Annotated in this window: 22 protein-coding genes; 13 read left to right on the top strand and 9 right to left on the bottom strand. The window is 64.2% G+C overall.

Annotated elements, in window-relative coordinates; all coding sequences use genetic code 11:
* Nucleotides 1-109 precede the first annotated feature (109 nt).
* A complete protein-coding gene (locus DVB37_RS27435) occupies nt 110-2290 on the bottom strand; it encodes a malate synthase G (protein ID WP_120157295.1) in 2181 nt (726 codons plus the stop codon).
* A 238-nt stretch (nt 2291-2528) separates the two neighbouring features.
* Here DVB37_RS27435 and glcC point away from each other — a divergent pair, with 238 nt between their 5' ends.
* Nucleotides 2529-3293: a transcriptional regulator GlcC gene (glcC, locus tag DVB37_RS27430; RefSeq protein WP_046802929.1), complete on the top strand. Its 765-nt coding sequence runs from the start codon at nt 2529-2531 to the stop codon at nt 3291-3293.
* 98 nt (nt 3294-3391) lie between these two features.
* Here the strand turns inward: glcC and DVB37_RS27425 are convergent, their stop codons facing one another.
* From DVB37_RS27425 to DVB37_RS27405, 5 genes are all read right to left on the bottom strand, one after another.
* A complete protein-coding gene (locus tag DVB37_RS27425) occupies nt 3392-4513 on the bottom strand; it encodes a saccharopine dehydrogenase family protein (RefSeq protein WP_120157294.1) in 1122 nt (373 codons plus the stop codon).
* A gap of 201 nt (nt 4514-4714) precedes the next feature.
* Nucleotides 4715-5107 carry a DUF4148 domain-containing protein gene (locus tag DVB37_RS27420; protein WP_082134336.1) on the bottom strand — a complete coding sequence of 131 codons (393 nt, stop codon included), beginning with the start codon at nt 5105-5107 and terminating at the stop codon, nt 4715-4717.
* 355 nt (nt 5108-5462) lie between these two features.
* Complete coding sequence (locus tag DVB37_RS27415) at nt 5463-5864, bottom strand: DUF1090 domain-containing protein (RefSeq protein ID WP_120157293.1); 402 nt, start codon at nt 5862-5864, stop codon at nt 5463-5465.
* Nucleotides 5865-6103: 239 nt separating this feature from the next.
* A complete protein-coding gene (ubiA, locus tag DVB37_RS27410; RefSeq protein ID WP_120157671.1) occupies nt 6104-7030 on the bottom strand; it encodes a 4-hydroxybenzoate octaprenyltransferase in 927 nt (308 codons plus the stop codon).
* A gap of 133 nt (nt 7031-7163) precedes the next feature.
* The gene (locus DVB37_RS27405; RefSeq protein ID WP_046802933.1) at nt 7164-8366 is read right to left on the bottom strand and encodes a PLP-dependent aminotransferase family protein; all 1203 of its coding nucleotides are present in this window, start codon (nt 8364-8366) and stop codon (nt 7164-7166) included.
* Nucleotides 8367-8524: 158 nt separating this feature from the next.
* Here DVB37_RS27405 and DVB37_RS27400 point away from each other — a divergent pair, with 158 nt between their 5' ends.
* The 12 genes from DVB37_RS27400 to clsB all read left to right on the top strand — a co-directional run bounded on the left by DVB37_RS27400 (nt 8525) and on the right by clsB (nt 21794).
* Nucleotides 8525-9010, top strand: a complete 486-nt coding sequence (locus DVB37_RS27400; protein WP_050448331.1) for a GAF domain-containing protein — start codon at nt 8525-8527, stop codon at nt 9008-9010.
* A 320-nt stretch (nt 9011-9330) separates the two neighbouring features.
* A complete protein-coding gene (gene dapA / locus DVB37_RS27395) occupies nt 9331-10224 on the top strand; it encodes a 4-hydroxy-tetrahydrodipicolinate synthase (protein WP_120157292.1) in 894 nt (297 codons plus the stop codon).
* A gap of 135 nt (nt 10225-10359) precedes the next feature.
* Entirely contained in the window at nt 10360-11136 is a 777-nt protein-coding gene (locus DVB37_RS27390; protein WP_046802936.1) for a sterol desaturase family protein, read from the top strand.
* Nucleotides 11096-12028 carry a fatty acid desaturase gene (locus DVB37_RS27385; protein WP_205571597.1) on the top strand — a complete coding sequence of 311 codons (933 nt, stop codon included), beginning with the start codon at nt 11096-11098 and terminating at the stop codon, nt 12026-12028. The genes DVB37_RS27390 and DVB37_RS27385 overlap by 41 nt, the downstream gene beginning before the upstream one ends.
* Before the next feature lie 32 nt (nt 12029-12060).
* Nucleotides 12061-14028: a StlD/DarB family beta-ketosynthase gene (locus tag DVB37_RS27380; RefSeq protein ID WP_104142519.1), complete on the top strand. Its 1968-nt coding sequence runs from the start codon at nt 12061-12063 to the stop codon at nt 14026-14028.
* Nucleotides 14025-14921: a hypothetical protein gene (locus DVB37_RS27375; protein ID WP_104142521.1), complete on the top strand. Its 897-nt coding sequence runs from the start codon at nt 14025-14027 to the stop codon at nt 14919-14921. Before DVB37_RS27380 ends, DVB37_RS27375 begins: the two co-directional genes overlap by 4 nt.
* Nucleotides 14922-15113: 192 nt before the next feature.
* On the top strand, nt 15114-16397 hold the full coding sequence (locus DVB37_RS27370) for a putative Na+/H+ antiporter (protein WP_046802939.1): 1284 nt from the start codon (nt 15114-15116) through the stop codon (nt 16395-16397).
* 206 nt (nt 16398-16603) lie between these two features.
* Nucleotides 16604-16939, top strand: coding sequence for an FmdB family zinc ribbon protein (locus DVB37_RS27365; RefSeq protein WP_120157291.1), 336 nt, complete (start codon nt 16604-16606; stop codon nt 16937-16939).
* A gap of 17 nt (nt 16940-16956) precedes the next feature.
* Complete coding sequence (locus DVB37_RS27360; RefSeq protein ID WP_046802941.1) at nt 16957-17622, top strand: DUF502 domain-containing protein; 666 nt, start codon at nt 16957-16959, stop codon at nt 17620-17622.
* A gap of 40 nt (nt 17623-17662) precedes the next feature.
* The gene (aspS, locus tag DVB37_RS27355; RefSeq protein ID WP_046802942.1) at nt 17663-19450 is read left to right on the top strand and encodes an aspartate--tRNA ligase; all 1788 of its coding nucleotides are present in this window, start codon (nt 17663-17665) and stop codon (nt 19448-19450) included.
* Nucleotides 19451-19719: 269 nt separating this feature from the next.
* Complete coding sequence (locus DVB37_RS27350) at nt 19720-20586, top strand: endonuclease/exonuclease/phosphatase family protein (protein ID WP_046802943.1); 867 nt, start codon at nt 19720-19722, stop codon at nt 20584-20586.
* A complete protein-coding gene (clsB, locus tag DVB37_RS27345; protein WP_104142525.1) occupies nt 20583-21794 on the top strand; it encodes a cardiolipin synthase ClsB in 1212 nt (403 codons plus the stop codon). The genes DVB37_RS27350 and clsB overlap by 4 nt, the downstream gene beginning before the upstream one ends.
* Before the next feature lie 9 nt (nt 21795-21803).
* Here clsB and DVB37_RS27340 read toward each other — a convergent pair whose 3' ends face one another.
* Genes DVB37_RS27340 through DVB37_RS27330 form a run of 3 tightly spaced genes read right to left on the bottom strand, consistent with a single transcriptional unit; the run spans nt 21804 to nt 24713 of the window.
* Nucleotides 21804-22673 carry a DMT family transporter gene (locus tag DVB37_RS27340; RefSeq protein WP_104142527.1) on the bottom strand — a complete coding sequence of 290 codons (870 nt, stop codon included), beginning with the start codon at nt 22671-22673 and terminating at the stop codon, nt 21804-21806.
* 18 nt (nt 22674-22691) lie between these two features.
* Nucleotides 22692-24110 carry an MFS transporter gene (locus DVB37_RS27335; RefSeq protein WP_120157290.1) on the bottom strand — a complete coding sequence of 473 codons (1419 nt, stop codon included), beginning with the start codon at nt 24108-24110 and terminating at the stop codon, nt 22692-22694.
* A gap of 33 nt (nt 24111-24143) precedes the next feature.
* Entirely contained in the window at nt 24144-24713 is a 570-nt protein-coding gene (locus DVB37_RS27330; RefSeq protein WP_046802946.1) for a carbon monoxide dehydrogenase subunit G, read from the bottom strand.
* Nucleotides 24714-24774 lie beyond the last annotated feature (61 nt).

Here is a 24774-nt window from a genome sequence, read left to right as displayed (position 1 = left end):
CCGCCGGTCGGCAGTCCACATGCGCTGGCGCGAGCCTGATGCAGAGCCAAAAAAAACCGGACAGCCCAAGCTGCCCGGTTTGGTGTGCAATGATCCGCGCGATCGGCGGTCAGGCCTGCGCGGCAGCCTTGAATTGCAGACGGTACTTGTGCAGCAACGGTTCGGTGTAGCCGTTGGGCTGCGTCAAGCCTTCGAACACCAGTGCGCAGGCCGCCTTGAAGGCCAGCGACGTGTCGAAATTGCCGGCCATCGGCTGGTAGAGCGGGTCGCCGGCGTTCTGGCCATCAACGACCTTGGCCATGCGCTTGAAGGTTTCCGTGACCTGTTCCTTGTTGGTCACGCCGTGGCGCAGCCAATTGGCGATGTGCTGGCTGGAAATGCGCAGCGTGGCGCGGTCTTCCATCAGACCGACGTTATGGATGTCGGGCACCTTCGAGCAACCCACGCCCTGGTCGATCCAGCGCACGACGTATCCCAGGATGCCCTGCACGTTGTTGTCCAGCTCCTGCTGGATGTCGGCGGCGGACCACTTGGACGGATCGCCCACCGGCACGCTCAACAGCCCGCCCAGTAAGTCGTCGCGCACGCTGTCCAGCTTGGTGCGTTCCAGTTCCTTTTGCACCGCTTGCACGTCGATCTGGTGATAGTGCAGCGCGTGCAGCGTGGCGGCGGTGGGCGAGGGGACCCAGGCGGTGTTGGCGCCGGCCTTCGGGTGGGCGATTTTCTGTTCCAGCATGGCGGCCATCAGGTCGGGCATGGCCCACATGCCCTTGCCGATCTGGGCGCGCCCGCGCAGGCCCGTGTCCAGGCCAACCAGCACGTTATTGCGTTCGTAGGCGGTGATCCAGGCGGTGGACTTCATGTCGCCCTTGCGCAGCATCGGGCCCGCTTCCATGCTGGAGTGCATCTCGTCGCCGGTGCGGTCCAGGAAGCCCGTGTTGATGAACGCCACGCGGGATGCGGCGGCGCCGATGCACGCTTTCAGGTTGATGCTGGTGCGGCGCTCTTCATCCATGATCCCCATTTTCAGGGTGTTGCGCGGCACCTTGATCAGGTCTTCGACGCGGTCGAACAATTCGCTGGCGAAGGCCGCTTCGGCCGGGCCGTGCATCTTGGGCTTCACGATGTAGACGGACCCGGTGCGCGAATTCAGCTTGGCGGTGCGGTCGTGCAGCGCGGCCAGGCTGGTGACGACGGCGTCCAGAATACCTTCGGGGATTTCCTGGCCGTCGCGGTCAAGAATGGCCGGGTTGGTCATCAGGTGGCCCACGTTGCGCACGAACATCAACGAGCGGCCGTGCAAGGTCAGCGCGCTGCCGTCCGGACGCGTGTACTGGCGGTCGGCGTTCAGCTTGCGCGTGAAGGTTTTGCCGGCCTTAGTGACGGCTTCGGTCAGGTCGCCCTTCATCAGGCCCAGCCAGTTGCGATAGATGTGCACCTTGTCGTCGGCGTCGACGGCGGCAACCGAGTCTTCGCAGTCCATGATGGTGGTCAGCGCGGCTTCGACCAGCACGTCTTTCACGCCCGCGGCGTCGGTGCTGCCGATGGCGTTGGCGCGATCGATCTGGATTTCAAAGTGCAGGCCGTTGTTCTTGAGCAAGATGGCCGTGGGGGCTGACGCGTCGCCTTGGTAGCCGGCGAATTGCGAGCCGAATTTCAGGCTGGTGACCACGCCCTTGGCCAGGTTGACGCGCAGTTGATCGCCTTCAACGGTGTAGCTTTGCGCATCGGCGTGCGAGCCATTGGCCAGCGGGGCGGCCGTGTCCAGAAAGCTGCGTGCGCGCGCAATGACCGCGGCGCCGCGCTCGGGGTTGTAGCCCTTGCCCGTATCGCCGGGCGTGGCGGGGATGGCGTCGGTGCCGTAAAGCGCGTCGTACAGGCTGCCCCAGCGTGCGTTGGCGGCATTCAATGCATAGCGGGAGTTGGACATCGGCACGACCAGCTGCGGACCGGCCTGCTGCGAGATTTCGGTATCGACGTTGTCGGTGGTGGCTTGCACGCTTGCCGGTTGGGGCAGCAGGTAGCCGATGCTTTCCAGAAACTTGCGGTAGGCGGCCGGGTCGGCGATGGGGCCGGGGTTGGCGCGGTGCCAGGCGTCGAGCTCGGCTTGCAGACGGTCGCGTTCGGCCAGCAGGGCGCGGTTCTTGGGCGCCAGGTCATGTACCAGCGCCGCAAAACCCTGCCAGAAGCTGTCTGCATCCAGGCCGGTGCCGGGCAGGGCTTCCTGTTCGATGAATTGGGTGAGATTGGCCGCCACTTGCAGGCCGTGTTGCTGGGTGCGTTGAGTCATGCGGGTCTCTAGCGGTAAGAAGGGCTGGCCGGCGCCGGGCGCCGGGCGAATCTGTCCTGACATCATCGTTCGCACCCGCGCCCATGTCTACCCGAAAACCAACTGGTCATACCAGTTTATTTAGTCGCCGTAAGACAGGCAGGCGATTTTTATGTTTTTATATCAGCACCTTACAGAGGTGTGGCGGATAGCCGAAACCCCATGGCCGGCTTGGTCATACCACTGGTGCGGAGATTGCATGTACGCGGAAACAGAAGAAAAGCCTCGCCAGGTGGCGGACGAAGTCGCCGAGCGAATCGAGCGCCTGATCCTGGATGGCGTGCTCAAGGCGGGGCAGGCCTTGCCGTCCGAACGGCGGCTGACCGAAAAGCTGGGCGTGTCGCGCACCGCGCTGCGCGAAGGCCTGAAGCTGCTGCGCGCGCGTGAAATCATTCACACCGCGCAAGGCAAGGGGTCCTTCGTGGCGCACATCTCGAAGGTGGATGCCGGGCCGCTGATGCACCTGTTCAATTCGCAGCCGCGCACGCTGTACGACCTGCTGGAAGTGCGCTCATTGCTTGAAGCGGAATCCGCCCGGCTGGCTGCCATCCGGGGCACCGAAGCCGACTTCATCATGATCCGCCGGCGCTATGACGACATGGTTGCCGCGCAGGGCACGGCCACCGACACAGCCACGCACGCCCATCTGGACCACGCGTTTCACCTGGCGATCTGCGAGGCGTCGCACAACCCGGTGCTGGTGCATACGCTGCAATCGCTGACCGACCTGCTGCTGGGGTCGGTTTTTGCATGCGTCAATAACCTGTATCACCGCGAACCGGAAAAGCGGCAGATCGACCGTCAGCACACCCGGCTGTACAACGCGGTGACGGGGCGCCAGCCCGAACAGGCGCGCAAAGCCGCCGCCGACCATGTGGACAGCGTGCGGCAGAGTTTGTCGGATATCGAACAGGAAGAACAGCGCCTGGTGCGCGCGACGCTGCGTCTGGAAGGCTGGACGTAGCGCCGAATGGGCTGGGGCTGGGGCTTGGGCTTGGGCTGGGGCTTGGGCTTGGGCTTGGGCTGGGGCGCGGGCCTTGTCGGCCCGACGGGCATGGCGTGTTAGCGGTCGGCCGTTGCGCAGCCGGCCAGCGCCAGCGGCTTGCCGGCGTAGACGCGGCCAAAGCGGTTGTTCAGCAAGGCGTCCAGGTCGATGGCTTCCTGGCCCACAAACCCCTTTTGCGGCAAGACGCCTTGCGCCACCAGGTCCAGCGCGGCGCAAATGCCGGCGGCGGTGGACAGCTGGATCGCGCTTAGGCGGTGGCCGTCCACATCGGCGCCGAACACGCGGACGGGATAGGACTCTTCTTGCAGCCGGCCGTGGCGATGGCCGGATGCCGACGCCTGGATCACGATGACGTCCTGCTCGGTGGTGGGAATGGCTGACTCGAAAATATCCTTGAGCAGATCGCGGCGATCTCGCAGGCGCAGGTCGTTCAGCAGCAACTTCATGATGTTGCAGTGGCCGGGGTAGCGCACGGACTTGTAGTCGACGTTGCGGGCGCGCCCCAACAACGTTGCGGGCAGCGTGCCCAGCCCGCCCGACGTGTTGAAGGCTTCGTATTCAACCCCGTCCAACGCAAAGGTTTCGTAGCCTTCCAGCGCGGGCACGCTGGTCAGCTTGCCGTCGACGATGGCCTCGCAAGGGTTGCAGTATTCGTTGATCAGGCCTTCGGTGCTCCAGGTCAGGTTGTAGCGCAGGCTGTTGGAGGGGTAGCGCGGCAGGGCGCCCACGCGCATGCGCAAGTCCAGCAAGGTGTCGAAGCGGCGGGCCAACGCGTTGCCGACGATGCCGATGAAGCCCGGCGCCAGGCCACATTGCGGCATCAACACGCTGCGCACGTCGCCCGCCAGCGCCTGGATGGCGTGGGTGCTGGCGACGTCTTCGGTCAGGTCAAAGTAATGGACGCCCGCGCGCGCGCAAAGGCCTGCTACGGCGGTGGCGCGGTGGAACGGCAGGGCGTTGACGACGGCGTAAGCGCCTTCGATGCAACGCGCCACCGAGTCGTCGTCGCTGATCTGGCGCGTTTGGCAGCCCAATTCGGCCAGCACGCCCAGCCGGGCTGGATCCTGGTCGGCAACCAGCACCGAGTAATCGCCGCTGCGTTCAAGCATCAAGGCGATGGCAAAACCGATTTTTCCGGCGCCCAGCAAAACGATGGGGCGGGTGGCTGACGTGGACATGGTGCGGCTCCTGCGGATGGGGGGATGGGGTGGCCTCATCCTATGCGGGAGCGCTGTCGATTTGTAGAACCGAAAGTGTCGTAACGGCTTAAGTTATCGACAAAACGACTTAATAAGTAGTCGAAGCGTCAAAAACAAAGCCCCCCGGCGTTTGCCGAGGGGCTTTCGATGGGGCTGTCACGGCCTTTTCAGGCCAGTGGATCAGCTGCCCATGGGGGGGTAGTCCATGTTGCCGAAGGTCACCAGGCCTTCTGCCTTGGCTTGAGCCAGTTGCGATTCAACTTGGGCGCGGCTCAGCGACGTGGTGTGTTCAGCGGCGGCGACGGGCGGGTAGTCCAGGTTGCCGAAGGTGACTTCGCCGGCGTTCTTGGCTTGGGCCAGTTCAGCTTGAACTTGTTGCGAGGTCAGGCTGGACTTCTGGGCGATGGGGGCGGGGTAGCCTTCTTCGCCAAACGTGTATTGACCCGAGACCTTGGCTTGTTGCAGTTCAGCTTGCACTTGAGCGCGGGTGGGGGCTTGGTCGGCTTCGGCGGCTTGCGCGCCAGCGGCCAGAACGGACATGGACAGCATCAATGCGGTAGCAAGGGTTTTCATAGCAGACCTCCGGTGTCTTGTGAGCTTGGGATTCGAACCGCTGGCGTCATTGCCGGGGGTTCGCTTGCTGTGTCCCGATGAGATGCATTCTGTGCTCAAACAACCTCGGGATAAACCCTTATTACCTGAAAACATCTTTCCAAAAAATGTACTAATCGACGTGGATTTAACCGGATGGCACCATAGATGGCGATATTTCCATCTGATGACACGATAGGTTGTGGTCGGTGGCGACCCCCGATGACCATTCGCATCCGCGTCGCCCGGCAAAGTGGCCGGGGTCGCCAAAAAGCAAAGCCCCGGCTTTGGACCGGGGCTTTACGGGGCGGCGGTGGCTGTGAGTGCCTGACGCCGCTTAGCGATTCAGTTCCACCAGCGCCGCGTTGTACTCGGATTGGGCTTCTTCCAGCTTGCGCTGCGCCTTATCGATCTTGTCCTGCTTGCCCTTGGCGCGGGCTTCCTTCAGCTCTTGTTCGCGCTCGGACATTTTGGACTGCTTCTCTCGCACGTTTGCTTCGCGTTGGGATTGCAGGCGGCTGTCGGTGCAATTTGCCCGGGCTTCGGCCAAGGCCTTCTTCAAGCCGGCTTCGCGGCGCGTGTTGTTCTGTGCTTGCGCAGCGGCAATGTCGTTTTCGATTTCGCAGAACTTGGCGGCGCAGCCTCGTTGGGCCGAGCAATCGGTGGCGGCCTGAGCGGGCAGGGTGCCGAACACGGCGCACGCAGCGGCGGCGGCCAGGGATTTAACGAAAGAGGGCATGCGGTGTCTCCGTAAGGCGTTGCGGAAACACCATGATGGCCTGATCTGGCGCAGGCGGCAATGCGGCGGCCCGTGGTTGGCGGCCGGGCCGGGCCGGCGCCGGCGCCGGCGGTGCGCTGCGGTCCGCCCTGGGGCGTCGTCCTTGGCGGGCCAAGGGATCAGCAGACCAACGGATCCCGCGGACCAACGGATCAGCGGACCGACGGATCAGCGGACCAACGGATCAGCGGACCAACGGATCACCGGATCAGCGTGCCTGCCAACGCCGCTGCTACCAGCAGCGCGCCCAGCCACAGGTTGGCGCGAAACAGCATGAAGTTGCGGTCGGGGCGCTGGATGTCGAACACCTTCAGCTGCCATGCCAGATGCACCGCGACGGCGGCCATGCCAACCTGATACGCCCACGACAAACCCATGGCGTAACCACCCCAGGCCCACAGCAGGACGGTCGCGGCGTAGAAACCGCCGATCCACAATTTGCCTTGATCGCCAAAGCGCATGGCGGTGGAATGCAGCCCCAGGCTGCGGTCGTCGCGCACGTCGACGTACGCATAGATGCTGTCGTAGCCCACCTGCCAAAGCACCGCGCCCAACCACATGGCGATGGCGGCCAGCGGCACGACGTTTTGCGTGTCGGACCAGGCCATCAGCATGCCCCAGTTAAAGCAGATGCCCAACACCACTTGCGGCCAGTACGTGACACGCTTGCACAGCGGATAGATGAACACGAAGGGCAGCACGGCCAGGGCCAGCAAGCGGCTCATTTCGTTCAGGAAAAACAGCAGCGATCCGCACACCAGCAGTTGCCCGAGCAGGAACCACACTGCGTTCTTCATCGACAGCTGGCCGCTGGTCAGTGGCCGGAAGCGCGTGCGTTCGACGTGCTTGTCGAAGTTGCGGTCGCACATGTCGTTGACGGTGCAGCCGATGCCGCGCATCAGCAGCGCGCCCAGCGAAAAGACGATCAGCCGTTGCAGGTCGGGCAGACCACCGGCCGACTGCACCAGCGCGGCCACGGCCGGCAGCAGCGTCAGCCACGTGCCGATGGGCCGATCCAGTCGGCACAGGCGGGCGTAGGGTCGCCAGGATTTCGGAAGCCAGCGTTCGACCCAGTCGGTGAAAACGATGTCGCTGAGGTCGACGGGAGGTTGTTGCGAGGCGCTCACTGTCACGGTCAGAATTTGGTCGGGAAAGCCGACAGCATAAAACAACGGCCGGGCGTTGCGCCCGGCCGTTGAAGGTCAATCGCCGTTCAGGGTGCGGCTTTCAGGCCGCATTGCCCAGAAAGCTACGGTTTGCTTATGCCGTGTATTCCTTGAGCAGCTTGCCCAGGATGGCGATGCCGGTGCGGATCTTGTCTTCCGGCACGGTGGCAAAGCTCAGGCGCAGCGTGTTCTGCTTGCCCACGCCGCTGTAGAACGGCGCGCCGGGCACAAAGGCCACGTTTTGCGCGATGGCCTTTTCCAGCAGCTTGGTGCTGTCCATGTGCTCGGGCAGCGTCAGCCAGATGAACATGCCGCCTTCCGGCTTGGTCCACGTCACGGTGGACGGGAATTCGCGCTTGATGGCCTCCAGCATGCAGCTGCCCTGGGCGCGGTAGATTTCGCGCACGTTGGGCAGGTGCTCTTCCAGGAAGCCGTCCTTGACGATTTCGTACACGGCCATCTGCGTCAGCGTGGGCGTGTGCAGGTCGGTCGCTTGCTTGGCCTGCACCAGCTTGTTGATCAGCGGACGGGCGCCGGCGATATAGCCCAGGCGCAGGCCCGGGGCCAGTACCTTCGAGAACGTACCCAGGCGCACAACGTTGGCGCCGTATTCGGCGGCCAGCGCCACCAGGCCGGGCTGCGGCTCGCCTGCGTAGCGCAGTTCGCCGTAGGGGTCGTCTTCAATGATGGTCAGGTTCAGTTCGGCGGCGCGCTTGACCAGCGCGATGCGGCGTTCCAGGTTCAGCGTGCGGCCCGTGGGGTTCTGGAAGTTGGGCAGCGCATACAGGAAGCGCGCGCCGTCGGCCAGTTCGGGCGTGATGGATTCGGGGATCAGGCCGCCTTCGTCGGTGGGCACCGGCACGAACTTCGGCTGGTACAGGCTGAACGATTGCAGCGCGCCCAGGTAGCTGGGGTCTTCGACCAGGACCTTGCTGTCCTTGTCGATCAGTACCTTGCCCAGCAGGTCCAGCGCTTGCTGCGAACCGGAGACGATCAGGATCTGGTCGGCGGCAACGTTGGCGCCCGCGCGGTTCAAGTCGTCGGCAACCCATTGGCGCAGCGGCGCATAACCTTCGGTGGGGCCGTATTGCAAGGCCGCGCGGCCGTTGGTGGACAGTACCTTGTCGAACGCAGCACGTACCACTTCTACCGGGAAGCCGCCGGGCGCCGGCAAGCCGCCAGCGAACGAAATGACTTCGGGGCGCTCGGTGACCTTGAGGATCTCGCGGATGGCGGAGCTGGTAAGTTGCTGGGCGCGTTCCGAAAAGGAAAACGCAGGTTCGAGAGGCTTGTCCATGGATTGCTTCTTGAAGAAGAAGGGTAAAGGGAGAGGCTTGTGTAGGGGACTGCGACAAAAAAGTATTGTCCCATACGGTAGCAGCCCGGCCCCTTTAACGCGCGGAACCCCTAAAATCACCTGCATCGAAAACCGCCTGTACAGTTACATTTATCGCCATGTTCGAAGCCGCCCCGATCGTCGCCGAGTCCAAGTCCGCCCTGTACGCCGAATTGGTCGCGCAGGCCCGCGCGCTGCTGGAGGGCGAGCCCGACCGCATCGCCAATGCCGCCAACCTCAGCGCGCTGGCGTACCAAGCCTTGCCCGATCTGAACTGGGCGGGCTTTTATTTTTTTGACGGCACCGAACTGGTTCTTGGCCCGTTCCAGGGCAAGCCGGCCTGCGTGCGCATTCCGCTGAATCGCGGCGTGTGCGGCGCGGCCGCCAGCCAGCGTCAGACGCAGCTGGTGCCGGACGTGCACGCATTTCCCGGCCACATCGCCTGCGATGCCGCGTCGCGTTCCGAAATCGTGGTGCCGCTGGTGCATCAAGGCGAATTGATCGGCGTGTGGGATGTGGACAGCCCCGTGCCCGACCGCTTCGACGAAGACGACCGCCAAGGCATGCAGGCGCTGTGCGCCGTGTTCCTGGCCAGCCTGGGCTAAGCGCCGGCCGTTGACACGCCAACGGCCGCCCGGTAGATTTCCGCATCAGCCGCCGACGCGCGTCTTATCGTTTTATTCATTCATGATTCATCAGGCCATCCAATCCGCTTCCTGTATCCGCGCCCTGGGCGTGGTGCTGGCTGCCGTCGGCCTGAAATCCAAAAAACAGCCGCTCATCTGACCGGAGCATGCTGTTCCGTCAGATGGGCGACGGAACAGCGGCCTTCTGGCGGCGCTTTGGCGCCTCTTGCGCACCCCTGATATCCCGAGCACTTCTGTACGGTCCAACCGCGGTCCGCTTACATCGAAGGAGTGTTCTCATGTCCATTCAACAATCTGTGTTCCAAGGCGTGTGGGTGCCGCTGGTCACGCCGTTTTCGGGCGGTGTTGTCGACGGGGGCGCCTTGCGTCGCCTGGTGCGCCACTACGCGGCGGCGGGCGTCGACGGGCTGGTCGTGTGTGGCAGCACCGGCGAGGCCGCCTCATTGGACGACGCCGAGCAACTGGCGGTGCTGGACGCCGTGCTGACCGAAGCCGGCCGGTTGCCCGTCATCATGGGGCTGGCGGGCAACCACCTAGGGCACGTGCTGCAACGCCTGTCCGCCTTTGGCACGCGGCCGCTGGCCGGCATCCTGGCCCCGGCGCCGTATTACGTGCGAGCGGGCCAGGACGGAGCCGCCGCCTATTTTCGCCGCCTGGCCGATGCTTCGCGCTTTCCCCTGGTGCTGTACGACATTCCCTACCGCACGGGCACAACGCTTGAGACATCGACGTTGCTGTCGCTGGCCGCGCATCCGAACGTGGCGGCCATCAAGGATTGCGGCGGGTCGCTGGACAAGACGCTGGCCTTGATAACCGACGGCCAGATGAATGTGCTGGCGGGCGAAGACCTGCAAACCTTATCGGTGCTGTGCCTGGGCGGGGCGGGCATGATCGCGGCCGCCGCGCATGTGCGGCCCGATCTGTTCGTCGCCATGTACCAAGCGGTGCGCGCACAGCAGTTGGACGTCGCTCGGCGGTTGTTCCACGCCTTGACGCCGGTGATCCGCCTGGCCTTCGAAGAACCCAACCCCGGGCCGCTGAAGGCGCAGCTGAGTCGTCAAGGCTTGTTGATCGACGAATTGCGGCAGCCGATGCCGGCCGCCAGCGCGGCGTTGGCGGTGCGTCTGGATGCGGCCGTTGCCGGCCTGAACCGCCAGTTTCCTTGCCAGTAGACGGAAGTTAGGCCGCGATCACGTTGCGGTCCATCAGCTTTGTGTTGCCCGGATTCATTTGGTAATAAATGCCCTACCGGGATGCTGACGGATTGCTTATGATGCGGCCATTCTTCGGGGTGAAACAAAACGTTCATGGCCCAAGCTTTTGAAGCCTTGTCCGCCTGGCAGGTGATGCTGGCGGGGCTGCTGTTTTTCGGCGGCATCTATCTGGTCTTCGGCGCGGCTACCTGGCTGCTGACCCAGCACGTGTTGCCCGCACTGGGCATCGGCAAGCCGCTGGATCCGCGCCCCTTGGGGCCCGGCCAGCTACGCCGGGAACTCGCGCAATCCGGCCTGTCCATCCTGCTGTTCGGCACCGGCATGATTTTCCCGTGGGGCCTGCTGCAACTGGGCTGGGCGCATCTGGACCCGAACCCCAGCTGGCAAAAAGTCGTGGTCGAAATCCTGGTGCTGGTGGCCTGGAACGATGTCCATTTCTGGGTCAACCACCGCTTGCTGCACACCAAGCTGCTGCGTCGTTTCCACCTGCCGCATCACCGCTCCGTGGTTACAACGCCGTTCTCGACCTACAGCTTTCACCCCATCGAAGCGCTGATGCTGGGCAACGTCATCATGCTGCCGATGGTGTTGCATGATTTCAGCTTTTGGGCGCTGGCGTCGGTGCCGCTGTTCAGCCTGTTCTTCAATTGCATCGGCCATGCCAACTACGACTTTTTCCCCAAGGTGTCCTACGCGCATTGGTTCGCCGCCAGCCGGCGTCACCATCTGCATCACGCCTGCTACAACGGCAATTACGGTTTTCAGTTTACGTTTATGGACCGCCTGTTTCGGACGCGCCTGAAGGCCGAGGCCGCGGCAAACCAGCTGGATGCATTCCAGCGCAGAGACGCTGTTGGCGGCAAAGCCTGACACCCGGCGGCGCCTGCCGTCCTTGCGCAACCGGCGCGACTGGCAAAGCCTGGCCTACCTGGCCACGCTGCCCGCGCTGGCGGCCTGGCAATGGGTGTACGGATTCTGGTGGCCGCTTTACGCGCTGATGCTGTTCTTGACGCTGGGCATCGGCGTCATCCACCACAACCACACCCACATCCGCATGTGGCGCGGCCGCTGGACCAACCGCGCAACCGATTTCTGGATCACGCTGCTGCAAGGGCACCCGACCTTCGTCTTTTACCCGGCCCATGTGGCGAATCATCATCGCTACAAGCATGGTGCGCGCGACGCCGCGCGCACCTATCGTTTTGGCGGCGACACCAACCACCTGTGGGGCTACGTGCTGCACCCGTTTCAGGCGGGCTGGGTGCTGTACCCGATGTTCTTCGCGTGGCTGGGCCGGCTGCGCCGCCACTGGCCGGGCGCGTGGCGCTACAGCATGGCGCAATACGGGGCGTGGCTGGGGCTATGGGGTGGGCTGCTGGCCGTGAACCCCGTCAAGGCGCTGGTGTTCGTGATCGTGCCGCAACTGCATGGCCTGCATTGGTTGCTGGCCACCAACTACTTGCAGCACGCCCATGCCGACGGCGGGCCGCGCCATGTTGCCGGCCTGAACTACGCACGCAATTTTGAAGGGCTGGTCAACCCGTTGCTGTTCAACATCGGCCTGCACACCGCGCATCACGAGCACCCGCGCGCGCATTGGTCCGAACTGACCCGGCTGCATCGCGAACACTATCGCGCGCGCGTCAACCCGGCGCTCAATGAAGCGGGGCTGGTGCCGTATATGTTCCGTGTCTTCGTGCTGGGCGCCTTCGTACCGCGCCTGCGCAGCCGTTCCTGCATGGCGCCCGAGCATGTTCGCTAGCGCCTTACCCATTACCACTCGAGGCCTGTCACATGCCTATCGCGTTTAATCGTGTCTACCTGGAAGGCGCCGGCTATTTCATGCCGGGCGAACCCGTGTCCAACGAGGCGATGGACAACTACATCGCGCCGCTGAACCGCATGTCCAGCCGCATCAAAGGCCGCATCCTTGCCGAGAACGGCATCAAGCACCGTTACTACGCTATCGACGCGGAAGGCCAGACGGTCTATACGAATGCGCAGCTGGCGGCCAACGCCATTCGCGATTGCCTGCGGCGCGCCGACAGCGACCTGTCGGCCGTGTCCATGCTGACCAGCGGGTCGTCGGGCGGCGACGCCCTGATGCCGGGTTTCGCCAACATGATCCAGGGCGAGCTTGCTGCTCAGCCGATGGAAACGCTGTCGGTGCACGGCATCTGCGCGGCGGGGGTATCGGCGATCCAGGCGGCGGCGCAAGGCGTCGAGATGGGCGGGCACGCCAGTGCGCTGGCCGTGGCCAGCGAATTGCCGTCGCGTCTGTTCAAGCGATCGCGCTTTGCGGCGCGCGGGTACGACGCCGATTTCGATGCGCATTTCCTGCGCTGGATGCTGTCCGACGGCGCGGGCGCCTTGCTGCTGGGCAACAGCGGCCGCGCGCTGGCCGGGGCGTCCAAGGGCGTCAGGCTGAAACTGAAGTGGGTGCATCAGCGGTCGTTCTCGGGCGATTACCCGGTGTGCATGCAGCTGGGCCTGTCCGCCGACCGCGCAAAGGGCCATCTGGACTATCCGTCCTGGAACGAGGCCGAAGCCGACGGCGCCTTGTCGCTGCGCCAGGACATCCGGCTGTTGCCGCATCTGTTCGACATCGGCATCCATGAATACGCCAAGCTGGTGCGCGATGGTTGGGTGGACCCGGATCAGGTCGACCATTTCCTGTGCCATTACTCGTCGGAAAAATTCATCCCCGTGGTCGAAGACCTGATGGAAAAGGCCGGCCTGGTGATTCCGCGTGAACGCTGGTTCAGCAACCTGGCGTGGCGCGGCAATACGGGCGCGGCGTCGATTTTGATCATGCTGGCCGAGTTCCTGGAAACGCGTGAGATCAAACCGGGCGAACAGATTTTTTGCTATATCCCCGAGTCGGGGCGTTTCATGGCGGCCTACATGTTGCTGGAAGCGGAAGCGGTGCAGGCGCCGGCCGTGGCCGGGGCGTCGCGGTCCACGGCCGATCATCCTGTGAATCTGGCCGCAAACCCGGCCGCCAAATCCACCGCCCGCATCGACACGCAAAGCGATGACGCCGACGCCATCGCGCCGCCGCATGACCCCGACATGGCCCCGCAAGGCTTGGGCCAATTGCTGACCGAGCTGGCCGCCATCTGGCACGACTACCGTTCGCGCGTGTGGCGCACGCCGGTGGTGCGCCGCTTGCGCCGCCGCGAATTCCAGACGGGCGATTATCTGAACTGGATGGAAAACTGGATTCCCCAGGTGCGCGAAGGCAGCAAGTGGATGCGCGAGGGCGCGGCGTCGCTGACCGAGCAATACGCGCCGCTTGCCGCGCTGATCGACATGCACGCAGGCGAAGAGCAAAACGATTTCCAGATCCTGTTCCAGGACTACCGCACGGCGGGCGGCACCGTGGACAACATCGACGCCTTGCACCGCAACCCCGGCGGCGAAGCGCTGAACGCCTATCTGCACGGCCTGGCCGCCACGCGTGACCCGATCGGGCTGCTGGGCGCCATCTACATCATCGAAGGCACGGGCCAGCGCATCGTGCCTGCGCTGCTGCCCTTGCTCAAGGCCAGCCTGAAGCTGCCGCCCGACGCATTCCGCTTCCTTGAATATCACGGCCACAACGACGAGCATCACCTGGCGCGCTGGCTGTCGGCCGTGGAACTGGCGCTGGATTGCGACGAAGACGGCCGCGCCGAACAACGCATCGTGGACACCGCCCGCCGCACCGCCGCGCTGTACCTGATGCAGTTCCACCATGTCATGGAGGGCGATGCCGCATGAGCAAGGAACCCGAATTCCTGGCCAAGGCGCATGATCCGGCCGACCCCAGCCCTTGGCTGGCCTTGTACCTGGACCGCAGCACGCCGCTGCCGGACAAGGTGAAAAAGGCCTGGCTGACCGATTCCAGTTGCGCCTCGCGTCAGTACTTGCTGCCGTTCCTGCGTCCGCTGGCGCGCGCCTTCATCATCGTGATCCAGGTGGTCAAGACGTTCCTGCCGCGCCGCTGGTCGCATTCCCGGCTGCTGCATCGCATCCTGGCCTGGGGGCTCAAGCGCTTCGTATCGCCCGAGGCCAACTGGCTGATCCTGCGGCACTTTCACCTGGGCGCGCAGGCGCTGGCGTTCATCGGCGCGAACTCGCCGGTACCGATCACGACTACGCCGCTCAAGCCGTTGGACATTGACGACCTGAAGGACGAACTCTTCGTCAAGCACGACCTGAACCTGTTCAACTTCGTGATCCGCCTGAACCAGGCACTGCGCGAGGCGGGCGTGGAAATGCATGCGCCCAAGTCGGTCGATTTCTCGATGATCGAGGACCCGCCGCTGAAGCTGGAAGACATGCCGCAAGGCAAGCTGAACTTCCTGGACCTGCAAAGCGCCATCGAACTGTTTACCCCGCTGTACCAGTTGATGCTGACCGACAACGACTTCTGGCGCGCGGCCAACTCGTTGCAGCTGGATGAAACCATCGGCATCTACGCGGCCAAATTGCTGGGCGCGCCGCAGCACCTGATCCTGGTCAACAACAGCCACCCGCTGGTGCCGATGTCGACCTTGCGGGCGGGCTATCGGCTGGTGTTGCACGGCCTGTCCACCGAGATGCTGCACAGCTTGCTGATGGAGATGAAGGCCGCGCAACAGGGCGCGGAACCGCCCGCGCCGATCAGCTAGAAGGGGGCGCGGGCAGCAGAGCGTCTTCAGGAGTCACTTGGTGTAGACCCTGCGTTACACGGAAATAGGGCTGCGTTATATTGCCTGCCTTGTTCGGTAAGCAGCGCCGGATCGCGGTTGCGTCGCGCGTGGTTTGCGCCCCGCATCGCAGGTTTTTCCGTTGCGTGATTCCTTATTTCGGAAGTCCCTCTTATGCCCCAGCCCATTGAAGTCATTGCCACCATCCTGTTCGCGGTGGCGGTTCTTCATACCTTTTCCGTTCCCGTTTTTGCGCGCCTGGCCCATCGCGGCGGCCCGCATGCCGGCATCTGGCATTTGTTCGCCGAAGTCGAAGCGGTGTTCGGCGTCTGGGCGTTCGCGCTGATCGTCGCGATGGCCGCGCTGACCGGTCCGGCCAGCGCCATCAGTTACATGGACACGCGCAACTTCACCGAGCCGCTGTTCGTTTTCGTGATCATGGTGGTGGCGGCCAGCCGGCCGATCCTGGAAATGGTGGGCCTGATGGTGCGCGTCGTGGCGCGCGTGCTGCCCCTGCCGCGCGAACTGGCCACCTTCTTCGTGGTGATGGCGCTGGTGCCGCTGGGCGGCTCTTTCATCACCGAGCCCGCCGCGATGACGCTGGCCGCGATCCTGCTGCGTGACGCCTATTTCCGCACGAGCGGCCGCGCCGGCTTCAAGTACCTGACTCTGGGCGTGCTGTTCGTAAACGTGTCGATCGGCGGCGTGCTGACCGCCTACGCGGCGCCGCCGGTGCTGATGGTGGCGTCCACCTTCGGCTGGGATTCCGCTTTCATGGCGCAGCACTTCGGCTGGCGCGCGGCGGTGGCCGTGTGCTTGAACGCCGGCTTGTTGACGTTTATCTGCCGCAAGGCGCTGATGGACCGCTCGGTGGGCACGGGCGGCGGTGTCGACGGCGCGCAAGGCTCGGATTCGCGACCGCCGGTGCCGATGCTGGTCATCGCCGTGCATCTGGTTTTCCTGGTAGCCGTGGTGCTTACCGCGCATCACCCGGCCATTTTCATGGGCCTGTTGATGATGTTCATCGGCTTTTCCGAAGCTTATAAGCGCCATCAGAACCGCCTGTTGATCAAGGAAGGCCTGATGGTTGGGTTCTTCCTGGCCGGGCTGGTGGTGCTGGGCGGTTTGCAGAAGTGGTGGTTGCAGGATCTGCTGGGCGGCTTGCAGCCGTTCGTGCTGTTCTGGGGAGCAACGGCGCTGACCGCCATTACCGACAACGCCGCACTGACGTATCTGGGGTCGCTGGTTGAAGGCACCAACGAAGCCTGGCGCTACATGCTGGTGGCAGGCGCGGTGACCGGGGGCGGCCTGACCGTGATCGCCAACGCGCCGAACCCGGCCGGTTTCGCCATTCTGAAAAACCACTTTCCGGATGGCAGCATTTCGTCGGGACGGCTGTTTCTGTCCGCCTTGGGGCCCACCTTGATCGCGGCCCTGATGTTCCTGCTGCCGCTCTAGGAAAAGCCCGGCGACGCAAGGGTCGCGCCCTTGGGGATGCCGCTTGGCCCCCCAAGGCGTGACCGGGCACCGACGGTTTCCGAAAAACCGCTAAAATTCAAGACTTTCCCGAATTTTTTTCCGGCCTAGCCCCCCCGTCGCTCCTGACCACTTCGTGTCTGGCGTTTGACGGCTTTGATTTCCGGGCGTGTGCCTCGGAGCCCCTGATGCCCATCTACGCTTATAAGTGCAGCGCCTGCGGCCATGCCAAAGACGTCTTGCAGAAGATTTCCGATGCGCCCCTTTCGGTTTGCCCCGAATGCGGCCAAAGCACGTTCTCCAAGCAGGTGACCGCGGCTGGATTCCAGCTGAAAGGCTCCGGCTGGTACGTGACCGACTTCCGTAACAACGGTTCAAGTGGCGCAGCCGCCACGGGCGCCGCGGCGCCGTCGGAAGGTGCCCCGGCGGCCACGCCGGCGGCACCCGCCGCCAGCACCACGCCCGCACCGGCAGCCGCGCCTGCGGGCAGCCCCGCTGCGCCGGCCGGCGGTACGCCCGCCTAGAGCCCCCTGCGATGCGGATGCGCCTTATCAAGAAGTACTTCATCACCGGCTTGCTGATCTGGGTCCCCCTGGTCATCACGGTGTGGGTACTGGGCTTGCTGGTCGCCACCCTGGAAGGGTTCGTGCCCGGCTTCCTGTCGTCCGAATCGCTGTTCGGCATCGACATCCCGGGCTTCCGCTTCGTTCTGGTCATCGTAGTGGTGTTGCTGACGGGCATATTCGCGGCAAACCTCATCGGCCGTACCATGGTGGACCAGTGGGAAAGCCTGCTGGGCCGTATTCCGCTGGTGCGCTCCATCTACAACTCGGTCAAGCAGGTCAGCGACACCGTGCTGGCCCCCAATGGCCAGGCGTTTCGTCGGGCGGTACTGGTGCAGTACCCCCGCGCTGGTTCCTGGACCATCGCTTTCGTTACCGGCACGCCCAGCGGTGAAGTGGCCGGCCTGATGCCGGGCGACCACATCAGCGTGTATGTGCCCACGACACCGAACCCCACGTCCGGCTTCTTTCTGATGATGCCTCGCGCCGACGCGATCGATCTTCAGATGAGTGTGGACGCGGCATTGAAGTACATCGTTTCCATGGGCGTGGTCGCCCCGACCCAGGCGCTTGCGCCCGAGGGTCAACCGGCCCCGCTCTCTCCGGCAACCGGCGTGCAAGACGCGCCGCGAGCCGATTCGTAACCCTTACGCTCAAACTAAGCACACAACGGAGTCATCCCGCATGCGTACCTGCTACACCGGCCAGGTTTGCCGTGACCATCTCGGCCAGACCGTCACCCTGTACGGCTGGGTGAACCGCCGCCGCGACCACGGCGGGGTCATCTTCATCGACTTGCGCGACCGCGCGGGCCTGGCCCAGATCGTGTTCGATCCGGACAACGCCGCCTTCGCCACCGCCGAGCGTCTGCGCAATGAATTCTGCGTCCGCGTCACCGGCCTGGTGCGCGAGCGTCCGGCAGGCACCGCCAACAGCGAGCTGGCTTCGGGCGAAATCGAAGTGCTGTGCAAGGAAGTTGAAATCCTGAACGCGTCGGTCACCCCGCCGTTCCAGCTGGACGACGACAACCTGTCGGAGACGACCCGCCTGACGCACCGCGTGCTGGACCTGCGCCGCCCGCAAATGCAGCGCAACCTGATGCTGCGATACCGCGTGTCGATCGAAACGCGCAAGTTCCTGGACCAGCTGGGCTTCATCGACATCGAAACTCCGATGCTGGCCAAGAGCACGCCCGAAGGCGCGCGTGACTACCTGGTGCCCTCGCGCGTGAACGCCGGCCACTTCTTCGCGCTGCCGCAATCGCCGCAGCTGTTCAAGCAGATGCTGATGGTGTCGGGCTTTGACCGCTACTACCAGATCACCAAGTGCTTCCGCGACGAAGACCTGCGCGCTGACCGCCAGCCCGAATTCACCCAGATCGACTGCGAAACGTCGTTCCTGAACGAATTCGAGATCCGCGAAATCTTCGAAAACCTGATCCGTCACGTGTTCAAGGTGGTGCAGGGCGTTGATCTGGCGCAGCCGTTCCCGATCATGCCGTGGACCGAAGCGATGCGCCGCTATGGTTCCGACAAGCCGGACCTGCGCGTGAAGCTTGAATTCACCGACATGACCGATGTCATGCGCGATGTGGACTTCAAGGTGTTTGCCGCCGCCGCCACGGCGCCCGGCAGCCGCGTGGTCGCCCTGCGCGTGCCCGGTGGCGCCGAAATGTCCCGCAGCGAAATTGATGGCTACACGCAATTCGTGGGCATCTACGGCGCCAAGGGCCTGGCCTACATCAAGGTCAACGAAGTGGCCAAGGGCCGCGACGGCCTGCAATCGCCCATCGTCAAGAACCTGCACGACGCTGCCCTGGCCGAACTGGTCAAGCGCACCGGCGCGCAAGACGGCGACATCATTTTCTTTGGCGCGGATCGCGAGAAGGTCGTCAACGACGCCATCGGCGCGCTGCGCGTGAAGATCGGCCACAGCGAATTCGGCAAGAAGACGGGCCTGTTCGAGGCCGGTTGGCAGCCGCTGTGGGTGGTTGACTTCCCGATGTTCGAATACGACGAGGAAGACGGCCGCTACACCGCCGCCCACCACCCGTTCACCAGCCCCAAGGACGGCCACGAAGACTTCCTGGAAACCGATCCCAGCAAGGCCTTCGCCAAGGCTTACGACATGGTGCTGAACGGTTGGGAAATTGGCGGCGGCTCGGTCCGTATCCACCGCGAAGAAGTCCAGAGCAAGGTGTTCCGCGCGCTGAAGATCGGCGCCGAGGAAGCTCAGGAAAAGTTCGGCTACCTGCTGGACGCGCTGCAATATGGCGCGCCTCCGCACGGCGGCATCGCATTCGGCCTGGACCGCATTGTCACGATGATGACCGGCGCCGAATCGATTCGCGACGTGATCGCCTTCCCGAAGACGCAACGCGCCCAGGATCTGCTGACGCAAGCGCCTTCCGAAGTCGACGAAAAGCAGCTGCGCGAATTGCACATCCGCTTGCGTAACGTCGAGGCTAAGTAAGCCCCCCGAGGCGCCGGGGGCGCCTCCCCCCAGGGGGGCGCCTTGCGGGACCGGCGGAGCCGGATCCTCGGCGGCCCGGCTTGTGGGGCGGCATGGGCTTGCGGCGGGTTGCGTTCTTGGCTGCGTGGCTACTTGTGAGTGTTTTGTCGCGGCAGGGTGTGGCTGAATTGGAGTAATCTGGCAAACGCCGCTTTGTTGGCGGTGCTTGCCGGAGCTGCTCTTGGGTCTGGCCAGTGGTTCCTCTGCTTTCAAAAGGCGCCATCGCTTTTATGTCGCTCATCCGTGTCGTCAGCTACAACATTCACAAGGGCCGTTCGGCATTGGGCCGGCTCGACTCCCTGAATGAACTCCGCTTGGGCCTGTATGGCCTGCGCCCGGATCTTGTCTTCCTGCAGGAGGTCCAGGGCCGCAACGAGCAACGATCCCTGCTCCACGCGCAACACGAATCACTTGCCGCCGCCTTGAGGCTGGACGTGGCCTATGGCCGCAACGCCATCCGTCATGCCACGGATCACGGCAATGCGCTGTTGTCGCGCTTTCCCATTCTTGACCACGAAAACCTGGACATCTCCGATCACCGGCTGGAGCAACGCGGGCTGTTGCACGCGCGTATCGAAGTCGATGACCGCCCGGTGCACTGTTTCGTTGTGCACTTGGGCCTGTTCGCCGGCAGCCGAACGCGCCAGGTGCTGGCGCTGACCGAGCGCATTCGTCGCATGGTGCCTGACGGTGAACCCATCCTGATCGCTGGCGATTTCAACGACTGGAACGACCGCCTGGCCCCGTTGTTCGTACAGCAATTGGGGCTGTACGAAGTGTTCTCGCACGCGCCGCGCAGCCATGGTGGTGAATTGCCGCGCTTGCGCGATTCGGTCAAGCGCCTGAGCAACGCGTTGCGCGGCTTGCCCAACGGCGGCTTGTCCGTGATGGAACGCACCAATCAGCTGGGCATGGGCGGCAGCGCGCCGCCGCTGCTGCCGCCGCCCCGTACCTTTCCGGCCGTGTTCCCGTGGTTTCGCCTGGACCGCATTTATCAGCGCGGTTTCGCTGTGCGTAGCGCGCGCGTGTTGCGCGGACGGGAATGGGCGCGCCTGTCCGATCATTCTCCCTTGCTGGCGGAGCTGGAACTCCCGTGAAGGCCGAGCAGGTCAAGTTGGAATGGACGGACGGCAATAGCATTCGCTTGTTGCAGAACGGTGCCGACTTTTTCCCCGCGCTCTGCGCGGCCATCGATGCCGCGCAGGTCAGCGTGCATCTGGAAACCTACATCTTCATGCTGGACCGCACAGGCGTCCAGGTGCTGGAAAGCCTGATGGCGGCAGCGCGGCGCGGCGTGAAGGTCAGGGTGGTGCTGGACGGTTTCGGCAGCGCCATGCATGTGGAAGCCGTGCGCGCCCGCCTGCTTGAAGCGGGCGCGCAATGCCGCATCTTCCGGCCCGAACCACGCTGGTTTGCGCGCTACATCCCATCACGCAGCCGCCTGCGCCGCCTGCACCGCAAGGTGACCGTGGTGGACGGCAGCATCGCATTCATCGGCGGCATCAATGTCGTGGACGACTACGACGACCTGGACCCGACCGACGGCATCCCTGGGCCGCGCTTTGACTTCGCGGTGCAAGTGCAAGGGCCGCTGGTCACCGAAGCGGCCTATGCGCAAGACCTGCTGTGGGTACGCCTGAACTGGGCACGGCTGCGCCGCCATCCGCGCGACTGGAACCGCATGCGTCTGACCAAGCCGCACCACGCGCACGTCAAGCCCTGCGGCACGCTGCGCGCCGCGCTGGTGCTGCGCGACAACCTGCGTTTTCGCCAGACGTTTGAACGCGCTTACCTGTACGGCATCACGCAGGCTCGGCGCGACATTCTCATCGCCAACGCGTATTTCTTTCCGGGGCGGCAATTTCGCCGCGCCCTGGCCAAGGCCGCCGCGCGGGGCGTGCGCGTGCGCCTGCTGTTGCAAGGCAAGGTCGAATACCGCATGCAGTATCACGCCACGCGCTCGCTATACGACCAGTTGCTGCGCGACGGCATTGAAATCTATGAGTACATGCCCAGCTACCTGCACGCCAAGGTTGCCGTGATCGACAACGTGGCGACGGTGGGCTCGTCGAACCTGGACCCCTTCAGCCTGCTGCTGGCGCGCGAGGCCAACGTGGTCGTCGACGATCAGCCCTTTGCCTGGGACCTGCAAGAGCGCCTGGAAACGGCCATTCGCGAGGGTGGCAATTTCATCCGGCCGCTGGACTATCAGCGCCGGGGCTGGTTGCGGCGTTGGGTGGATGCGGCGTCCTACACGCTGCTGCGTATCGGCGTGGCGCTGACGGGCTCGTCCGACAAATACTGACGCGGCGGATCACGCGCGCCGCTTGACCAGTCCCAACGCCAGCGCGGTCCCAACCAGGATGATGGCGGCGCCCAGCACGATGGACGGCGTGATGCTTTCGTCCAGCAACCACGCACCCCACACCACGCCGAAGATCGGCACCAGGAACGTGACGCTGACCGCGCCGGTGGGGCCGACGTTGGCGATCAACCGGAAAAAGATGATGTAGGCCGCGCCGGTGCACACCACGGCAAGCAGCACCGTGGATATCCACGCCGTCATCGACGCGGGCGTCTCCGGCCAGGCGGACACGGCCAACGGCAGTAGTACCAGCGAGGCCGCGATCATGCTGCCCGTGGCGCTGGCCAGCGCATCCACGCCCGTCAGGAAACGCTTGGTCCAGTTCGCGGCGAGGCCGTAGAAAACGGGTGCGGAAACGGCGGCAAGCACGGCGGGGCCGGTGCCCCCGGCCTGGAAGTTCAGCTTGTCCCACACCAGCACGATGATGCCCACGAAGCCGATCAACAGACCCAGCGACCGCATCCACGGCAGCCTGTCCTTGAGCCACAGCCATCCCACCACGGCGCCCCACACGGGCGTTACCGCGTTGGCCACGGACAGGAACCCCGCGCCCAACGATTGCGCGGCATAGGCATACAGCAAGAACGGTACGGCGGCGTTCAGGGTGCCGACCACCAGCAGGGCCTTCCAGTGCCGCGCAATCACGGGCAGCTTGCCGCGCCACATCGCGGCGGGCAGCAGGAACAGCGCGGCCAGGCCGACCCGAAGTTCGATCAGCGCGACCGGCCCGAAATCGTTGACGGCAAGCCGCATGAACAGAAAGGAACCGCCCCAGACCCCTGCCAGCAGCAGCAGGTCCAGCAAATTGCGTTGACGCATGGTGTGTCTCGGTGAGCCTTATTTGCGGCTGGTGACCAGGTTCTTCATCTTGACCCGGTACGCCAGCAGCGCACAGGACAGGGACAGGACAATACACAAGACCAGCCCGGCCCGCACTCCGTTTAGTACCGTGCCATGCGAAATCATGATCCCGACCAGCGCGGTGCCCAGCGCGCTGCCGATGGCGCGGGTGGTTTGCACCAGCGCGGACGCCACGCCCACGTCTCGGCGTTCGCTCAGCATCTGCATGAAGAGCGTCAGATTGGGCAGCAGAAAGCCCAGCGCGCATCCGTTGACGAAGAACGCGGCAAGAATCCACCACGCCGACGTGCCAGGTGAAATCAGCAACACCATCAAGGTCCCGGCTGCCAGCAGCAGCCCGCCAAACACCATCAAGCGCTGCGGCTCGGTCTGCTTGGGAAACATGCGCCCGTTGATGATGCTGCCCACTGAAATCGCGGCAACCAGCGGCGTCAGCAGCAAGCCGGCTTCGCTGGGGGTATAGCCCAGCACCTGCTGCAACAGCAGCGGGCTGTAGAAGATCAGCACGAACATCACCGCGCCCACCATCATCGCGGCCAGGTTCAGCAGTTTGGATTCTTGTCCGGCCAGAACGCGCAGCGGAAAGATGGGCGACTTCACGCGGCGTTCGGTAGGAATCAGGATGGCGATGGCGGCCACGCCGATCACTGCCAACATGGCGCCCAGCAGGGGGTGGGCATGCTCGCCCTGGGCAAAGGCCAGCTCCAGCGCCGCGAGCGGCGCGCCCACGGCCAAGACGAGCAGGATGGCGCCCACCCAGTCGATTTTGCGGCTGCCGTCATGGATGGGGCGAATACGGGGAAAGTAGCGGGCCAACAGGAAAAACGCGCCCGCTGCCGCAACGGGAGATATGAAGAATGCCGCCCGCCAGCCCAGCGCCTGGGTCGCCGCGCCGCCCAGCACCGGGCCGATACCGCTGGCCATGGCAAAGGCGGCGGACACCAGCGCCATCCATCGCACGCGCTGCTTGGCGTCGGGAAACAGGTCGGCCGGCGCGGCGAAGGCGGTCGCGATCATCATGCCGCCGCCCACCCCTTGCAGGGTGCGAAAAACGATCAATTGAGTCATGGACTGCGCCAGCCCGCACGCAATGGAGCCCAGCGCGATGATCAGCACGGAAACCAGCATCAGCGGCTTGCGCCCGAACATGTCGCCCAACCGACCAAAGATCAGGATGGACGCGGCGGTGGCCAGCAGGTAGCCGGTGCCCACCCAGGCATAGAGCGCCATGCCGTTCAGCGCCTCTGCCACGCGCGGCAAGGTGGTACTGATGATGGTGGAATCCAGCGCGGCCAGCACCACGGTTGCCGAGACCCCCGCCATGGCCATCAGCAAATCCCTCTTGGAGCGGGTGGGATCGGCGGCGGGCTGGGTCGGTGTCGGCGGCGGAGTCATGCCGCCTAGGATATCACCGGCCCACTAGGGTTTTCACTTGTAAAACGAGTGGTAGCCCCAGAAAACCGCAATGATCACCACGACCAGCAGCCATGACCAGCGGGAATTGGACACGCCGCGAGGTTCGGGTTCTGGGGGAGGGGGCGGCGGCGCAATCCGTGGCTGGACGGCCATGTGGTCGATGAACGCGGCAAAGAACTTCTGGATGATCTTGTCGCCGGCTTTCAGCAACAGCCCTTCGCCACATTCAGCCAACTTGCCGCCCGCCATGCCGGCCACGGTATAGGCCACGCGGGTGCCCTGGTCCTTGGTGCTGAGATTGACCTGGGCGGTGCCGATGGCCAGGCAGGCCGCGCGGCCCTTGCCTTCGAACACCAGGGTGCAGCTGTCGGGGGCGTTGACGTCCGAGAGCAGGATCTCGCCCTCGTAGTCGGTGTCGATCCCCGCGATATTGGCACGCAGGGTGACGGCGTATTCGGTAGGGCTGCGCATCGCAACTTCCACGCAACCCGGTATGCACTTCTGCAAGACTCTCGGGTCCGTCAACGCATCCCATGTCTGGTGCTGCGTCGAAGGAATCCATTGGGCATCGGCAATGCGCATGGCAGTCTCCTTATAGAAGCTTTATGTGCACATTCTCTTCCCAAACAGCAGGTTTGGCTAC

The organism is Achromobacter sp. B7, from assembly GCF_003600685.1.
Taxonomy (GTDB): domain Bacteria; phylum Pseudomonadota; class Gammaproteobacteria; order Burkholderiales; family Burkholderiaceae_B; genus Achromobacter; species Achromobacter spanius_B.
This window is presented reverse-complemented; position numbering and strand designations above follow the sequence as displayed.

Coding starts and splice junctions, on each gene's coding strand:
- DVB37_RS27435 (WP_120157295.1), bottom strand. CDS start 2,290: ATGACTCAACGCACCCAGCAACACGGCCTGCAAGTGGCGGCCAATCTC.
- glcC (WP_046802929.1), top strand. CDS start 2,529: ATGTACGCGGAAACAGAAGAAAAGCCTCGCCAGGTGGCGGACGAAGTC.
- DVB37_RS27425 (WP_120157294.1), bottom strand. CDS start 4,513: ATGTCCACGTCAGCCACCCGCCCCATCGTTTTGCTGGGCGCCGGAAAA.
- DVB37_RS27420 (WP_082134336.1), bottom strand. CDS start 5,107: ATGAAAACCCTTGCTACCGCATTGATGCTGTCCATGTCCGTTCTGGCC.
- DVB37_RS27415 (WP_120157293.1), bottom strand. CDS start 5,864: ATGCCCTCTTTCGTTAAATCCCTGGCCGCCGCCGCTGCGTGCGCCGTG.
- DVB37_RS27405 (WP_046802933.1), bottom strand. CDS start 8,366: ATGGACAAGCCTCTCGAACCTGCGTTTTCCTTTTCGGAACGCGCCCAG.
- DVB37_RS27400 (WP_050448331.1), top strand. CDS start 8,525: ATGTTCGAAGCCGCCCCGATCGTCGCCGAGTCCAAGTCCGCCCTGTAC.
- dapA (WP_120157292.1), top strand. CDS start 9,331: ATGTCCATTCAACAATCTGTGTTCCAAGGCGTGTGGGTGCCGCTGGTC.
- DVB37_RS27390 (WP_046802936.1), top strand. CDS start 10,360: ATGGCCCAAGCTTTTGAAGCCTTGTCCGCCTGGCAGGTGATGCTGGCG.
- DVB37_RS27385 (WP_205571597.1), top strand. CDS start 11,096: ATGCATTCCAGCGCAGAGACGCTGTTGGCGGCAAAGCCTGACACCCGG.
- DVB37_RS27380 (WP_104142519.1), top strand. CDS start 12,061: ATGCCTATCGCGTTTAATCGTGTCTACCTGGAAGGCGCCGGCTATTTC.
- DVB37_RS27375 (WP_104142521.1), top strand. CDS start 14,025: ATGAGCAAGGAACCCGAATTCCTGGCCAAGGCGCATGATCCGGCCGAC.
- DVB37_RS27370 (WP_046802939.1), top strand. CDS start 15,114: ATGCCCCAGCCCATTGAAGTCATTGCCACCATCCTGTTCGCGGTGGCG.
- DVB37_RS27365 (WP_120157291.1), top strand. CDS start 16,604: ATGCCCATCTACGCTTATAAGTGCAGCGCCTGCGGCCATGCCAAAGAC.
- DVB37_RS27360 (WP_046802941.1), top strand. CDS start 16,957: ATGCGCCTTATCAAGAAGTACTTCATCACCGGCTTGCTGATCTGGGTC.
- aspS (WP_046802942.1), top strand. CDS start 17,663: ATGCGTACCTGCTACACCGGCCAGGTTTGCCGTGACCATCTCGGCCAG.
- DVB37_RS27350 (WP_046802943.1), top strand. CDS start 19,720: ATGTCGCTCATCCGTGTCGTCAGCTACAACATTCACAAGGGCCGTTCG.
- DVB37_RS27340 (WP_104142527.1), bottom strand. CDS start 22,673: ATGCGTCAACGCAATTTGCTGGACCTGCTGCTGCTGGCAGGGGTCTGG.
- DVB37_RS27335 (WP_120157290.1), bottom strand. CDS start 24,110: ATGACTCCGCCGCCGACACCGACCCAGCCCGCCGCCGATCCCACCCGC.
- DVB37_RS27330 (WP_046802946.1), bottom strand. CDS start 24,713: ATGCGCATTGCCGATGCCCAATGGATTCCTTCGACGCAGCACCAGACA.